The organism is Pseudaestuariivita sp., assembly GCF_052825805.1.
Map to the genome: position 1 here is coordinate 286,689 of NZ_JBRBVB010000002.1, position 14,773 is coordinate 301,461.

The window sequence follows — 14,773 nt, forward strand, 5'->3', positions numbered from 1 at the left end:
GAGCTCCGTCTCAAAGTGCCAATGCCGTTGTGGGGCGCAAGATGCGGCCCTATTGCCTAAGGGTATCTGCACAAGGATTGAGCATTGAGCGCCGTCTCGCCCTCTCTACCGCCCGACCCGCCCGTGGTGCTTGCGCCGCTGTCGGGGATCACGGACCAGCCGTTCCGCGACCTTGTCGCGCGGTTTGGTGCAGGTCTGACGGTGTCCGAGATGGTCGCAAGCCAGGAGATGGTGCAGGCCAAACCCGGCACGCGGGAGCGCGCGGCGCTTGGCCTCGACCGGGCGCGCACCTCGGTGCAGCTCGCCGGGCGCGACGCCGCCTGGATGGCCGAGGCCGCAAAGATGGTCGAAGGCATGGGCGCCCAGCTTATCGACATCAACATGGGCTGCCCTGCGAAAAAGGTCGTGGGCGGCTACTCCGGCTCCGCCCTCATGCGCACGCCCGACCACGCCCTGTCGCTGATCGAGGCGGTGGTGGGCGCTGTCAAAGTGCCGGTCACGGTCAAGATGCGCCTCGGCTGGGACGACGAGAGCCACAACGCCGCCGCCATCTCGAAACGCGCCGAAGAGGCGGGCGTGCAGATGGTCACGATCCACGGCCGCACGCGCTGCCAGTTCTACAAAGGGACAGCCGACTGGGACGCGATCGCCAATGTCAAAGAGGCCGTCTCGATCCCCGTGATCGCCAATGGCGACATCGTGGACGCGGCCACCGCACGTCAGGCGCTTGAGGCGTCCGGGGCCGACGGCGTGATGATCGGACGCGGCGCACAGGGCGCGCCCTGGGTGGTGGCGGAGGTGGCGCACGCGCTCCACGGCACGCCCAAGCCGCACGTCCCCAAAGGCGCGGCCCTCGTCGACATGGTGCGCGGCCACTACGAGGCGATGCTTACCTTTTACGGCACGGACCTCGGCCTGCGCGTCGCGCGCAAGCACCTGGGCTGGTACATGGACCGGGCGCGCACGGCGGCGCCCTTGCGCCGGCAGGTCCTGACCGCCCGCGACCCCGCGCAAGTCATGCGCGATCTGGCGCCCGCGCTCACCGAACCTGCCTGCGAGGCCGCCTGATGGAGGCGCCCTACGACATCTGGCACTCCCTGCCGCTGCCGGCGCTCGTGCTCGGCGCGGATGACCGGATCGTGGCGCTCAACCCGGCGGCGGAGGATTTCTTCAACGCCTCGGCCAAAGCTTTGGTGGGTCAGCCTATGTGGGACAAGCTCGCCGTCGACGCGCCCCTCGAGGCGGCGCTCGCCCGCGCGCGCGAAAATGGCACGCCGCTCTATGTGAATGACGTGGACGTGGGCACCGGCACGCGCCCTCCGGTCATGTGCAACCTGCAAATGGCGCCCGTGCAGGCGCATCAGGACCACATGCTGCTGCTGATCTCCGCACGCGAGCTCGGCAGCCGGATGAGCCAGAACCACACCGTCAAGAGCGCCGCCAAAAGCGCCATCGGCATGGCCGAGATGCTGGCCCACGAGATCAAGAACCCGCTGGCCGGCATCACCGGCGCCGCGCAGCTTTTGTCGATGAACCTGTCGAACGGCGATCTGGAGCTGACGGACCTGATCGTGGGCGAGACCCGCCGCATCCTCAAGCTGCTCAGCCAGGTGGAGCAGTTCGGCAACCTTTCCCCGCCCGACCGGCAGGAGGTCAACCTGCACGACGTGCTCGACCGCGCACGGCGGTCCGCGCAGCTCGGGTTCGGGGCGAGCATGAAGATCATCGAGGAATACGACCCCTCGCTGCCGCCCGCGCTTGGCGATCCCGACCAATTGCTGCAAGTCGTGCTGAACCTGCTCAAGAACGCCTCCGAAGCCGCGCCGGAGGGCAAGGGCACGATCCGCATCCGCACGTATTTCGAACATTCCTACCGCCTGCGCCGCTCGGACGGGACCGGGCGCTCGCTGCCCCTGCAGGTGGAGATCATCGACGACGGACCCGGCCTGCCGGCCGCGATCCGCGACGACATCTTCGACCCCTTCGTGTCGGGGCGCGAGAACGGCACCGGCCTCGGCCTCGCGCTCGTGTCGAAGATCATCGAAGACCACAACGGCTGGGTGGCCGTCGACAGCGTGCCCGGCCGCACCCGTTTCCGCATCTCACTGCCCCGCGCCAAAGACGCAGGCGGCGCGCAACTCAAGGAGGGTTGACCCATGGATGGCACTGTTCTGGTGGCCGACGACGACCGTACGATCCGCACGGTGCTGACCCAGGCACTGAGCCGTGCCGGGTGCAAGGTGCACGCCACCTCGTCGCTCACCACGCTCATGCGCTGGGTGGGGGAGGGGAAGGGCGACGTCGTCATCTCCGACGTGATGATGCCTGACGGCAATGGGCTCGAGATGCTGCCCAAGATCAAGCAGGACCGCCCGCAACTGCCGGTGATCGTGATCTCGGCGCAGAACACCATCCTGACCGCGATCCAGGCCGCCGAGGCGGAGGCGTACGACTACCTGCCCAAACCCTTTGACCTGCCCGACCTGATGAAGCGCACGGCCAAGGCGCTCGAACAGCGCACGCAGCGCGCCTCGGTGCCCGCCGACGATGTCGTCTCCGCCGAGCCGGACGAGCTGCCGCTGGTCGGCAAAACCGCGGCGATGCAGGCGCTCTACCAGCTCGTCGCCCGCGTGATGAACACCGACCTGCCGGTGATGATCACCGGCGAGAGCGGAACCGGCAAATCGCTCATCGCCCGCGCCATCCACGACTTTTCCGACCGCCGTACGCTGCCCTTCGTCACCGTCTCCGCCAGCGACCTACAGGACCTCGAAGGCCCCATGCGCAGCCTCGCCAAGGCCCGCGGCGGCACCGTCCTGATCGAAGAAATCGGCGAGATCCCCGACGAGCTCCAGACCCGCATCGTGCGCATGATGGATGGCCTCGGCGAGCAGGTGCCGCGCTTCATGGCAACCTCCCAGCAGGACCTCAACCAGGCGATGGACGCAGGCCGGGTCCGGCAGGACCTCTACTATCGCCTGTCCGGTGCGGCGCTGCACGTCCCGGCGCTCCGGGAACGGGTCGAGGACATCCCGCTTCTGGCCGAGCACTTCTTCCTGCGCGCCGAACGCGAGGGCCTGCCGCGCCGCCAGCTGTCTGGAGCGGCCGCCGAGCTGGTGCGCCAGTATTCCTGGCCCGGCAACGTCCGCCAGCTCGAGAACGCCTGCCGGCGCCTATCGCTGACCGCGCAGAATGAAGACATCTCCAAGACCGAGGTCGAGCTGGTACTGGGTCACCAGCCCGAAACCGAGCCGGCGCTGACCGGTGGCGCGCCGGTCGACACCGAAAAGCTTTCCGCCTCGATCGCCCGGCACCTCCGGCGCTATTTCGACCTGCACGGCGCAATGCTGCCGCCCCCCGGCCTTTACGCGCGGATCCTGCGCGAGGTCGAGGCGCCGCTGATCGAGATCGCCCTCGACGCGACCGGCGGAAACCAGATCAAATGCGCCGAGCTTCTGGGCATCAACCGGAACACGCTCAGAAAAAAGATAAATGACCTCGAAATTTCCGTGACACGGCGCCGCAAGTTGATGTAAAACCGCAACAGAACCGTGGCGCAAGAGGGACAAACTCCCCAGAATGATCACGGAAATGGCGGTTTGCGGCGGTTGTCCACAGGGTTATCCACACCTCTCGGTCGGCCTCCTGGAATATGAGGGCGCAGTTTGGCGACCGACACCAGCACATCAGCTGGCCCGCTTTCGGGTCTGCAGCAGACAGCGTCTTTGCCCGCATCCGCGCCAGCCGGCGTATTCGCCCAGCTGAGCCGCCTGCGCCGCACGCGCCGTGCCCAGACCCTTGCCACGCTGGGTCTCGTGCTACTCGGCCCGGTCCTCGCCTTTGCAACCTTCGTCGTCCTAGGCCCGCTCGACCAAAACGCATCGTCGTCCTGGCTGCGCGTGGTACTGCTCGCCGACCTCGTCTATATCCTTGTTATCGCAGCGCTTGTGCTCTCCCGCGTGGCGCGCCTCGTCGCCGCCCGGCGCGCACAATCCGCCGGCTCGCGGCTGCACTTGCGCCTGACGGGTGTCTTTGCCGTCATGGCGCTGATCCCGACGATCACGGTGGCGGTCTTTGCCACGCTAAGCGTGAACATGGGTCTCGAGGCATGGTTTTCGGACCGCGTGCGCGATGTGGTTGCGGCCTCGCAGGCGGCCGCGGAAAGCTATGAGACCGATCAAAGCGTCGGGCTTGAGGCGGATGCGGTGGCGCTCGCCGGGTTCGTGTCGATCCAGCGCAACGTGCTGGGCGCGCGTGCCTTCGAGGACCGGGCCCGCCAGATCCTCAGTCAGGGCCAGACGCAAATCCAGCGTGGCCTGCGCGAAGCCTTCCTGATCGACGCCTCCCGCGAGATCGTCGCGCGGGGCGAGCGCTCCTATCTCTTTGACTACGAACGCCCATCGCCCGAAGATATCCTCGCTGCCGAAGAGGGCGGCGTGCATCTCATCCGAGACTGGGACAACAACGAATTCCGCGCGCTTGTCCCGATCCGCGGCTACGACGGGCACTACCTTTATGTCACACGCATCGTCGACGGGGCGCTGCTGAACCTTCTCGACGAGACCGAAAAGACCGCGCAATTCTACGCCGAAAAGGAAAGCGAGCGGGGCCGGGTCCTCTTTGATTTCGCCATCCTCTATCTCGCCTTCGCGGTGCTCCTGATCCTCGCCTCCGTCTGGCTTGGCCTCTGGTTCGCCGAACGCCTCTCGCGCCCCGTGGGCCGGCTCACCGGTGCTGCGCAGCAGGTCGGCGCCGGCAATCTCGACGTGCAGGTGTTCGAAGAGGAAGGCGACGACGAGATCGCCCTTTTGTCGCGCTATTTCAACCAGATGACGCGCCAACTTAAAGGACAGCGCCAGACCCTTCTGACCAACACCGACCAGATCGAACGCCGCCGCCGGCTCTTTGACTCGGTGCTGACGTCGGTCACCTCCGGCGTCGTCGGCCTAGACGCGCAAGGCCGCGTGACCTTCGTCAACCGCTCCGCCGAGCGGCTCCTCGACTGGCAGGAAAACCAGCAATCGCTGGCCCTCGCGCTTGCCGTCCCGGAATTCGGCGCGCTTTTCGAACAGCTTCAGGACGGCCACGCCGCCACCGTGCAGGAAGAGATCAAAGTCTCCCGCGCGGGCAAGACTGAAAACCTCCTCGTCCGCATGGCCCGGCGCGAAGGCGCCGAGGGAGAGAACGAAGGCTACGTGGTCGCCTTCGACGACGTCACCGACCTCGTAACCGCCCAGCGCACCGCCGCCTGGGGCGACGTCGCCCGCCGCATCGCGCACGAGATCAAGAACCCGCTCACGCCCATCCAGCTCTCCGCCGAACGCATCAAACGCAAGTTCGCCTCCCGGTTGGGCGAAGACAGCGACCAGCTCGAACAGATGACCGGCGTCATTGTCCGCCAAACCAACGACTTGCGACGCATCGTTGACGAGTTTTCCAAGTTCGCGCGCATGCCCGAGCCGGTCCTCAAGACCCACGACATCGCCGAGCTGCTCAAGGCAGCCGTGCTTCTGCAGGACGCCGGCCAGCCCGACGTGGCCTTCACCTCAGACATCCCCGGCACGCCGCTCATGGTGGACGTCGATGATACGATGATCGCCCAGGCCTTCACAAACTTGATGAAGAACGCCGGCGAAGCCACGGAAACCTTTAAGGAAAAGACTGGCGAGGCTCTCGCCGCGGAGGTGCGGATCACCTGCACACCCGAAGCGGACAGCATCACGATCACCATCGACGACAACGGCATCGGCTTGCCGGAGGACCCATCGCGCCTCTTCGAGCCCTACGTGACCACCCGCGACAAGGGCACCGGCCTCGGCCTGCCCATCGTCAAGAAGATCATCGAAGAACACGGAGGCACGCTGGCGCTCGAAACCGCGCCGGTGTTCACAAACGCGTCCCACGCGGGCGCACGAGCAGTGATCCGCTTGCCCCGCGCGGATCAACCCAACCAACAAGACCAAAATCAAAAATAAGGTGTGAGGACAGACAGATGAGCGACATTCTTATCGTAGACGATGAACGCGACATCCGCGAATTGATCGGCGATATCCTGGAGGACGAGGGGTTCACGACCCGGCTGGCAGGCTCGTCCGACGAGTGCATGGCGGCGATCAACGCCGAGCCGCCCGCGCTTTTGATCCTCGACATCTGGCTCAAGGACAGCCGCATGGACGGCATCGACATCCTCAAGACGGTCAAGCGCGACAACCCCGGCGTGCCGGTGGTCATCATCTCGGGTCACGGCAACATCGAGATCGCCGTGGCGGCAATCAAACAGGGCGCCTACGACTTCATCGAAAAGCCCTTCAACATCGACCAGCTCCTTGTGGTCATCCGCCGCGCGATGGAGACCTCGCGCCTGCGCCGCGAAAACCAACAGCTCAAGCGCCGCGACGTCGCCGCCTCCGAGATGATCGGCGAAAGCGCCGTCTTCCGCATGCTGGTCAGCCACCTCGACAAGGTCACCAAATCCAACGGCCGCGTCATGCTCTCCGGCCCCGCCGGCGCGGGCAAGGAGATCGCCGCGCGCTACATCCACGCCAATTCCGCCCGCAAGGACGCGCCCTTTGTCTCCGTCAACTGCGCCTCGATCGAGCCCGACACGATGGAGGAAGTCCTCTTCGGCCGCGAAGGCGGCGAGCGCGGGATCGAGCCGGGCCTTCTCGAAGAGGCGCACGGCGGAGTCATCTACTTCGATGAGATCGCCGACATGCCGCTCGGCACGCAGTCCAAGATCCTGCGCGTGCTCGTCGACCAGCAATTCACCCGCGTCGGCGGCTCTGACAAGGTGCGCGTCGACCTGCGCGTCATCTCTTCGACCAACCGCGACCTCAGCCTCGCCATCGAAGAGGGCACGCTGCGCCGCGAACTCTTCCACAGGCTCAATGTCGTTCCGATTACCGTGCCCAGCCTCGAGGACCGCCGCGAGGACATCCCGCTCCTCGCGCAGTACTTCATCGACCAGTGCCACCGCTCGCAGGGCCTGCCGCAACGCGAACTGGCCGAAGACGCCATCGCGCTGATGCAAACGTTGGTCTGGCCCGGCAACGTGCGCCAGCTCAAGAACCTCATCGAACGCGTGCTCATCCTCGGCGATGGCACCGGCCCGATCGAGGCGCGCGAGCTCCCGCAAGAGGCCGAAGGCGGCGAGGACGAAAGCCGCGTCGTGCTCTCCGGCGCCCTCGCAACCCTGCCGCTCCGTGAGGCGCGCGAGGCGTTCGAACGCGAGTACCTCCTGACGCAGATCAACCGCTTCGGCGGCAACATCAGCCGCACCGCCAACTTCGTCGGGATGGAGCGCTCGGCCCTCCACCGCAAACTCAAATCGCTCGGCGTGGTCACCACGTCCAAGGCAGGCGCCCGCATCGCGCGCCTCGAGCCCGAAGAGCGCAAGGCAGGCTGACCGCACCCCGGTCCAGCTTCTCTGGTTTAAAAATACCTTAAACCTGCCGGCGACGTCCCTCCAGACCTCGCCGGTTTTGCGTTCCCGAAACCGCAGCCCGTAGGATGGGTGCTTGCACCCATCGCCCCCGCGTTGACCCCCGCGCGACGCTCTGCCATGCAAGAGGCGTCAGACGCGGCGTTGGGGGCCGGACATGAAGGTCATCATTTGCGGAGCCGGGCAGGTGGGCTGGCAGATCGCCCGGCACCTCTCGGGTGAGCGCAACGACATCACCGTCGTGGACAACAACCCCGACCTCGTGCACCGCGCGACCGACACGCTCGACGTGCAGGGGATCACCGGATTTGCCAGCTACCCCGACATCCTGTCGCGCGCCGGCGCCCGCGACGCGGACATGATCATCGCGGCGACCCACTCGGACGAGGTCAACATGGTCACCTGCCAGGTGGCCCACTCGATCTTCGAGATCCCGCGCAAGATCGCGCGGCTGCGCGCCCAAAGCTATTTGACTGCGATCTACTCGGACCTCTACCGGCGCGAGCACATGCCCATCGACGTGGTGATCTCGCCCGAACGCGAAGTCGCCGCCGCAGCCCTGCGCCGCCTCAGCGTGCCGGCGGCCTTCGACACCGAGCTTTTCCTCGACGGCAAGGCGCAGCTCCTCGGCCTGACGATCGACGAAGACTGCCCCATCATCAACACGCCGCTGCGCCAGCTCAACGACCTCTTCAGCACGCTCCGCGCCATTGCCGTCGGCATCCGCCGCGACGGCCGGCTCTTCGCGCCCGAGCCCCGCGACCAGCTCTTCCCCGGCGACAGCGCCTACGTGGTGGCCCACCATGACGACGTGGCCCGGACGCTCGAAATCTTCGGCAAGCCGCACAACAGACAAGAAAGGGTGGTGCTGATCGGCGGCGGCAACGTCGGGCTCGCCGTCGCGACCGAGCTTGAAGGCCGCGCCGAGCGCATCCGCGCCAAGGTGATCGAGCGCGACCGCGCCTGCGCCGAAAGGGCCGCCGATGCGCTCGAACGCACGATCGTGCTCAACGGCGACGGCCTCGACATCTCGCTCCTGCAAGAGGCGAACATCTCCCGCGCCGACGCCGTGCTCGCCGTCACCGACGACGACAAGACCAACCTCCTCGCCTCCGTCCGCGCCAAATCCCTGGGATGCAAACAGGCCATCGCGCTGGTGAACGATCCGACCATGACGCCGATGATGGATCCGCTCGGCATCGACGCCTACATCAACCCGCGCGCCACCACCGTCAGCTCGATCCTGCGCCACATCCGCCACGGCCGCGTGCGCGCGCTCTACTCGGTGGGCGACGCCGAGGCCGAGGTGATCGAGGCCGAAGTCCTCTCCACCTCGCCCATCGCCGGCCAGCTGATCCGCGACGTGGGCTTCCCCGAAGGCGTGCTCGTCGGCGCGATCCGCAAGGGCGACAAGGTCATCAAACCCGTCGGCAGCACCCGCATCGAGGAGGGCGACACCATCGTCGTCTTTGCCATGGCCGCCGACGTGCCAGAGGTCGAGCGGCTCTTCCAGGTGTCCATCGACTTTTTCTGATGGACCAGGCGCGCCGCATCTCCTGGATCACGTCGCTGCCGTTCTTCGTGGTGCTGTCGGGGCTCACGAGCCTCTCGATGCTGGTGCCCGCGCTGCACGCCGCCGTGACCGAGGATTTCCACGCCGCGCGCACCTTCCTCTATGCCGCGATCCTCGGCTCGGTGGTGGCACTCCTGATTGCCATCGCCGTCTCCGCGCGCCCCCGTTCAAGGCGCGGCCTCGACCAGCTCTTTTCGCTGCTGGGTGCTTTTGTCGCGCTGCCCGCGCTCATGGCGGTGCCGTTCCACGAGACCCTGCGCACCACTACATTTGTCAGCGCCTACATGGAGATGGTCTCCTGTTTCACGACCACCGGCGCGCCACTCTTCCCCGAAGGCCGGCTCAGCCCGACGCTGCATCTCTGGCGCGGGCAGGTGGCCTGGATGGGCGGTCTCTTGATGTGGATCGCAGCAGCGGCAATCCTCGCCCCGCGCCATCTTGGCGGGTTCGAAGTCACCAGCTCCGCCGAGCCCGGCACGCGCACCATCGGCAGCGGATTCACCCGGCGCGCGAACACCGCCACTCGGCTCGTGCGCATCACCCAGCGCCTCGCGCCGGTCTACATCGGCCTCACAGGCGCGCTCTGGGCGCTGCTCGTGGGGCTGGGCGATGCGCCCCTGACCGGGCTTGTGCACGCCATGTCGACGCTGTCGACCAGCGGCATCTCGGCCATCGGCGGCGTCGCCGAAGCGCCAAGCGGCTTTGCCGGAGAGATCGTCATCGCCGCATTTCTCGTGCTCGGCCTCTCGCGCCTGACGTTCTCCAGCGACACGGTTGTCGGCACGCGCGCCGCGCTCCGCCGCGACCCGGAGTTCAAGCTGGGCCTGGCGCTCGTGCTCGGCGTGACGCTCTTTCTCTTTGCCCGCCACTGGATCGGCGCCTACGAGCTGGCCGAGACCAGCGTCGAGGGCGCGCTCTCCGCGCTCTGGGGGGCGGCCTTCACCGTGCTGTCGTTCCTGACCACGACCGGTTTCGAAAGCCGCGACTGGTTCGCCGCGCAGGACTGGTCCGCGCTGCCCTCGTCGGGCCTTCTGCTGCTCGGTCTCGCGCTGATCGGAGGCGGGGTCGCCACGACCGCCGGCGGGGTCAAGCTCTTGCGCGTCTACGTGCTCTACCGCCACGGCCACCGCGAGCTCGACCGGCTCGTGCACCCCTCGCTTGTCGGCGCCGCCGTCGGCCAGTCCCGCCGCATCCGGCGCAAGGGAGCGTTCATCGCCTTTGTCTTCTTCATGCTCTTTGCGCTCTCGCTGGCGGTGATCGCGGTGGCGCTGGCAGCAACGGGACTCGACTTTGCCAGCGCGCTGATCCTCAGCGTCACGGCGCTCTCGACGACGGGTCCGCTGATGACGGCGGCGGCAGAAACGCCGATCCCGCTCTGGCAACTCACCACACCGGCAAAGCTCATTTTTTCGGCAGCCATGATCATCGGGCGGCTTGAAATTTTGGCAATCATCGCGCTTTTGACGCCCGAGCTCTGGCGCAGCTAGGCGCGCACACGGCGCCCGCGCGTTTTCCCCGAAATTGGGGGTGGCATCTTTTCCAACCTGCCGACATACTTGGCGACGGATACGAGGGGCCCGGCGGGGTCATAACAAAAAAAGGCTTAAATCAATGGCTTCGGATCGTCAGAACCTCCAGGACGCCTTCCTCAATCATGTGCGCAAGACCAAAGTGCCGGTGACCGTGTTCCTGATCAACGGTGTGAAACTGCAAGGTGTGATCACGTGGTTCGACAACTTTTGCGTGCTCTTGCGCCGCGATGGGCAGTCGCAGCTGGTCTACAAGCACGCGATCTCGACGATCATGCCGTCCCAGCCGATCAACCTCTACGACGGTGAAGGCGACAATTGAAGCGCGGCGCGCCGCAGGACACCGGAACGCCCGACACGCGCGCCTGGATCCTGCATCCCGACATCACCTCTGAACGCCGCCCGCGCGAGGCCGCGCTGGCGCTTGAGGAGGCTGTTTCGCTCGCCGCCGCCCTGCCGGGGCTCGAGGTCGCGGGCGCCGAAGTCGTGCGCCTGCCGCGCGCCCATCCCGGCATGCTCTTCGGCTCGGGCAAGATCGCCGAGCTCAAGGAGCGCTTTCAGGGCGCCGCGGCCGAGCTCGTGCTGATCGACGGCCCGGTGACCCCGGTTCAGCAACGCAACCTGGAAAAGGCGTGGGGGGTCAAACTCCTCGACCGCACCGGGCTGATCCTCGAGATCTTCTCTGACCGTGCCGCCACCCGCGAGGGCGTGCTGCAGGTCGAGATGGCCGCCCTCAGCTACCAGCGCACGCGCCTCGTGCGTGCCTGGACCCACCTCGAGCGGCAACGCGGTGGCCTCGGCTTCGTGGGCGGTCCCGGCGAGACGCAGATCGAGGCAGATCGCAGGGCCATTGACGAGCAGCTGGTACGCCTGCGCCGCCAACTCGGCAAGGTGGTCAAGACGCGTGACCTGCACCGCGCCGCCCGCGCCAAGGTCCCGTACCCGATCGTCGCGCTTGTGGGCTACACAAACGCCGGCAAGTCGACGCTCTTCAACCGCCTGACAGGCGCCGAGGTCATGGCCAAGGACATGCTCTTTGCCACGCTCGACCCGACGATGCGCGCGGTGACGCTGCCGAACGGGCCCGAGGTGATCCTGTCCGACACGGTGGGTTTTATCTCCGACCTGCCGACCTCGCTGGTCGCCGCCTTCCGCGCCACGCTCGAAGAGGTCCTCGCCGCCGACCTGATCCTGCACGTGCGCGACATCTCCCACCCCGAGACGGAGGCTCAGGCAGGCGACGTCGCCACCATCCTCGCCGAGCTTGGCGTCGACGAGACCAAACCGATGCTCGAGGTCTGGAACAAGCTCGACCGGCTCGACCCCGAAGCGCGCGAGACCGCCACCACGCAGGCCGCGCGCCTCGATCAGACCCACCTCGTCTCCGCCATCACCGGCGCCGGCATGGACCCGCTCCTGGATGCGATCAAGGACCAGCTCGCCGCCGGCACAAGCACCGAGACCCTGCACCTCACCTTCGACCAAGGCCGCGCCCGTGCCTGGCTCTTCGACCAGGGCGTCGTCGAAGAAGAGTCCCAAATCGACGAAGGCTTCACCGTCTCCGTCCGCTGGACAAAGAAACAAGCGTCTCAGTTCAAGGACGTCCTGTAACTTCTTCTGGCTGAAAATATCCCGGGGGAGGCTGAAGGCCGGGGGCAGAGCCCCCAACTACCTCAGCCAATCACTCCATCGGCACCAGCGTCGTCACCCCAACCGCCGCCGCCCGCGCGAGCCCTTCATCCAGCGACATCGGCACATACTCTCCACGCCGCCACAGCACACCCATATCGTCGTAGTGGCGCGAGAAAAGATGCCCCGACTGCCCCGTCGCCGTGACAAAGACCGAGCTGTCGGGATCGCGGAAATCATACACCCCGCGATACCCCGCGCCATGCACGTTGTGAAACGGATCGTCCCCAGTACCTGAGGTGCGCCCGCGCAAGAGCGTGTGGTCCCCGCCGCTCGTCGACTGCCGGATGTTCACGAAATACCGCAGCAAAGGCACACCGCCCAGCGTCTGGTGATCGTGCGTCGCCTGGTGCGCGTCGCCCCAGCGCAGGCTCGCCAGCTGATCGCCGTAGGTGTCCGAAATCCAGACCAGCGCATCGTCCAAAGCGCGGCGCGCGGTGTCGGTGCAGCTCTCGACCGCCGCCGACTGGATCACGTCGCACCAGACCGACGCCCCGTCCACATCGCGAAAGACGCGCTCGAGGAACAGAGGCTCCACATGTGTGAACCGATCCGCAACCGTGCCCAGCTCGTCGCGGATCAGCCGGTCCTGCAGCGCCCGCATCCACGCGGCATACAGCAAAGGCTCGGGCAGATGCTCGTTCATCTCCCCGTTCCAGTCGGCCAGCAGACGCAGCGCATCCTGGCGCAGCCGCTCGGGCGTACCGGCGGGCGCGGCCTCTCCGGTGAACCACAGCTCGCCACCGATGAGCGGCAGCAGCGTGCGCGCCGCCGAGCTCACCGTATCGAGCTGCGCCTCGATGAAACTGTCGCGCGTGTGCACCTCCCGCGACTGCATCAAAAGTTGCCAGCGCTGCACCCTCTGACTGTCCCCCCAACGGTGGCTCACGTGCAGCGGGAAGGGGCGCGCGACCACCTTGTTGTTCGTGTTCCCGACGATCCCGCCCACCGGCATCCGAAACTCCGGGTTCGCCGAATAGGGCAGGCGTCCCTGCCAGCGGTTCGCCGCGATCCAGCCCGGCGACGGAATACGCCCCTGGCTCTGGTGCGCAGCATCGCGGCGCGGCATGGCGCCGATCGTCTTCATCGCGACATTGCCCGCACTGTCGGCCAGCGTCAGGTTCTGCGACGGCGCGACATAGAGCTCCCCAGCCGCCAGCCCCGCGTCTACGTCCTTTGCCTGCATCAAGGCCAGCGCCGCGCTCATCGACGTGTCTCGCGGCGAGAGCGCCGTCCAGCTCAGCGCCGCCACATGCCCCGGCGGCGTGATCGCGCTCAGGTTGTAGGCAGAGCCCGGCAGCACCGGGCCATTCTCGGTCCACCGCAGTGTCAGCGTGACCGGCTCGGCCTCCTTGATGTTCACGATCGTCCGGCGCGTGCGCATCGGCGCAAACCCGCTCGGCGTCTCCACCTCTTCGGGATTGGCGGGGTTCAGCCGCTCGATGAACACGTCCTGATCGTCGAGGTAAGACGAGGTGATCGCCCAGCCCAGACGGTCCGAGCGCCCCACCAGCACCACCGGCATCCCCGGAATAGTCCCCCCGATCACACCGCCACTCTCCAACTCGAGCCGCGCGAGATACCAGATCGTCGGCGCCGTCAGCCCCAGGTGCGGATCATTGGCGAGCAGCGCGCTGCCGCTCGCCGACCGCGCCGAGGCCGCCGCCCAGGCATTCGACGCGCCGCCCAGCCCGCGGAGGGGGCGTGGGTCGAGCGGATGCCGCGTCTGGTCGAGGCTGGCAAAGCTCGGCTCCACACCCGGAAAGATCTCCGCGTACTCCGGCAGCGCCGCGACACCCGCCCCGGGAATGTCCGGCATGATGTCCGCCAGCCGATCCGCGTCGGGAAGCAACAGCGACGCCTGTGCGCGCAGCACCTCGTCCTCGAGATGCGCCGACAGCTGCAGCGCCATCAGCTTGATGATCGCAATCGAATCCGCTGGCTTCCACGGCGCCAAGGGCCCGGGAAAGAGGAAGAATTCCGGCGCCCCGCGCCCCAGCGCGTCCCGGTTGATCTCGTCGATGCGGGCGTTCACACCCGCCGCATAGGCCTCGAGCGCCGCCAGCGTCTCCGGTGTCTGCGCCGCCACAGACTGCACGCTGAGCGGATAGATGTCGAACCGGCGCAAAAGCGTGTCGATCTCCACCGTGCGCGTGCCGAACACCTCGCTCAGCCGGCCCTGCGCCGTGCGCCGCAGCGTCATCATCTGCCAGAGCCGGTCCTGCGCATGGGCATAGCCGAGGCCGAGGAACACGTCCGCATCGCTCTGGCCAAAGATATGCGGCACGTTGGCGTTGTTGCGCACGATCTCGAGCGGCGCCTCCAGACCCACTGCCGGCACCTCCTTGGTGTAGCTCGGCAGCGAGCGCGACGCGAGGTAGTAGACCGCCACCAGGGCGACCAGCACGATCAGCAGCACCACGCCCGTCAGGCGGAAGAGCCAGCGAAAGATCAACCCCATGATGCCTCCCAAAGCGGTCTGCAGGCTTGCGCGTCCTTGCGTTACACGGCATGGCGCGGGACAGTCGAGAGCGAATTGAA

General features: G+C 66.9%; 10 protein-coding genes. 9 read left to right on the top strand and 1 reads right to left on the bottom strand.

Annotated elements, in window-relative coordinates:
• Positions 1–84: 84 nt before the first annotated feature.
• From dusB to hflX, 9 genes are all read left to right on the top strand, one after another.
• Positions 85–1,068 carry a tRNA dihydrouridine synthase DusB gene (gene dusB / locus ACU0B3_RS02470; RefSeq protein WP_446259223.1) on the top strand — a complete coding sequence of 328 codons (984 nt, stop codon included), beginning with the start codon at positions 85–87 and terminating at the stop codon, positions 1,066–1,068.
• Positions 1,068–2,153, top strand: coding sequence for a two-component system sensor histidine kinase NtrB (locus ACU0B3_RS02475; RefSeq protein WP_446259224.1), 1,086 nt, complete (start codon positions 1,068–1,070; stop codon positions 2,151–2,153). Before dusB ends, ACU0B3_RS02475 begins: the two co-directional genes overlap by 1 nt.
• A 3-nt stretch (positions 2,154–2,156) precedes the next feature.
• The gene (locus ACU0B3_RS02480) at positions 2,157–3,536 is read left to right on the top strand and encodes a response regulator (protein WP_446259225.1); all 1,380 of its coding nucleotides are present in this window, start codon (positions 2,157–2,159) and stop codon (positions 3,534–3,536) included.
• Positions 3,537–3,725: 189 nt separating this feature from the next.
• Positions 3,726–5,975, top strand: a complete 2,250-nt coding sequence (locus ACU0B3_RS02485) for an ATP-binding protein (protein WP_446259568.1) — start codon at positions 3,726–3,728, stop codon at positions 5,973–5,975.
• Between the two features lie 17 nt (positions 5,976–5,992).
• Complete coding sequence (ntrX, locus tag ACU0B3_RS02490; RefSeq protein ID WP_446259226.1) at positions 5,993–7,405, top strand: nitrogen assimilation response regulator NtrX; 1,413 nt, start codon at positions 5,993–5,995, stop codon at positions 7,403–7,405.
• A gap of 193 nt (positions 7,406–7,598) precedes the next feature.
• Positions 7,599–8,975: a Trk system potassium transporter TrkA gene (trkA, locus tag ACU0B3_RS02495; protein ID WP_446259227.1), complete on the top strand. Its 1,377-nt coding sequence runs from the start codon at positions 7,599–7,601 to the stop codon at positions 8,973–8,975.
• Positions 8,975–10,501 (top strand): TrkH family potassium uptake protein, encoded by a 1,527-nt coding sequence (locus ACU0B3_RS02500; protein WP_446259228.1) that lies wholly within the window; start codon positions 8,975–8,977, stop codon positions 10,499–10,501. Before trkA ends, ACU0B3_RS02500 begins: the two co-directional genes overlap by 1 nt.
• Positions 10,502–10,625: 124 nt before the next feature.
• Positions 10,626–10,865: an RNA chaperone Hfq gene (gene hfq / locus ACU0B3_RS02505; protein WP_446259229.1), complete on the top strand. Its 240-nt coding sequence runs from the start codon at positions 10,626–10,628 to the stop codon at positions 10,863–10,865.
• Entirely contained in the window at positions 10,862–12,154 is a 1,293-nt protein-coding gene (gene hflX / locus ACU0B3_RS02510; protein ID WP_446259230.1) for a GTPase HflX, read from the top strand. The genes hfq and hflX overlap by 4 nt, the downstream gene beginning before the upstream one ends.
• Before the next feature lie 70 nt (positions 12,155–12,224).
• Here hflX and ACU0B3_RS02515 read toward each other — a convergent pair whose 3' ends face one another.
• Positions 12,225–14,693 (bottom strand): penicillin acylase family protein, encoded by a 2,469-nt coding sequence (locus ACU0B3_RS02515; RefSeq protein WP_446259231.1) that lies wholly within the window; start codon positions 14,691–14,693, stop codon positions 12,225–12,227.
• Positions 14,694–14,773: the final 80 nt, after the last annotated feature.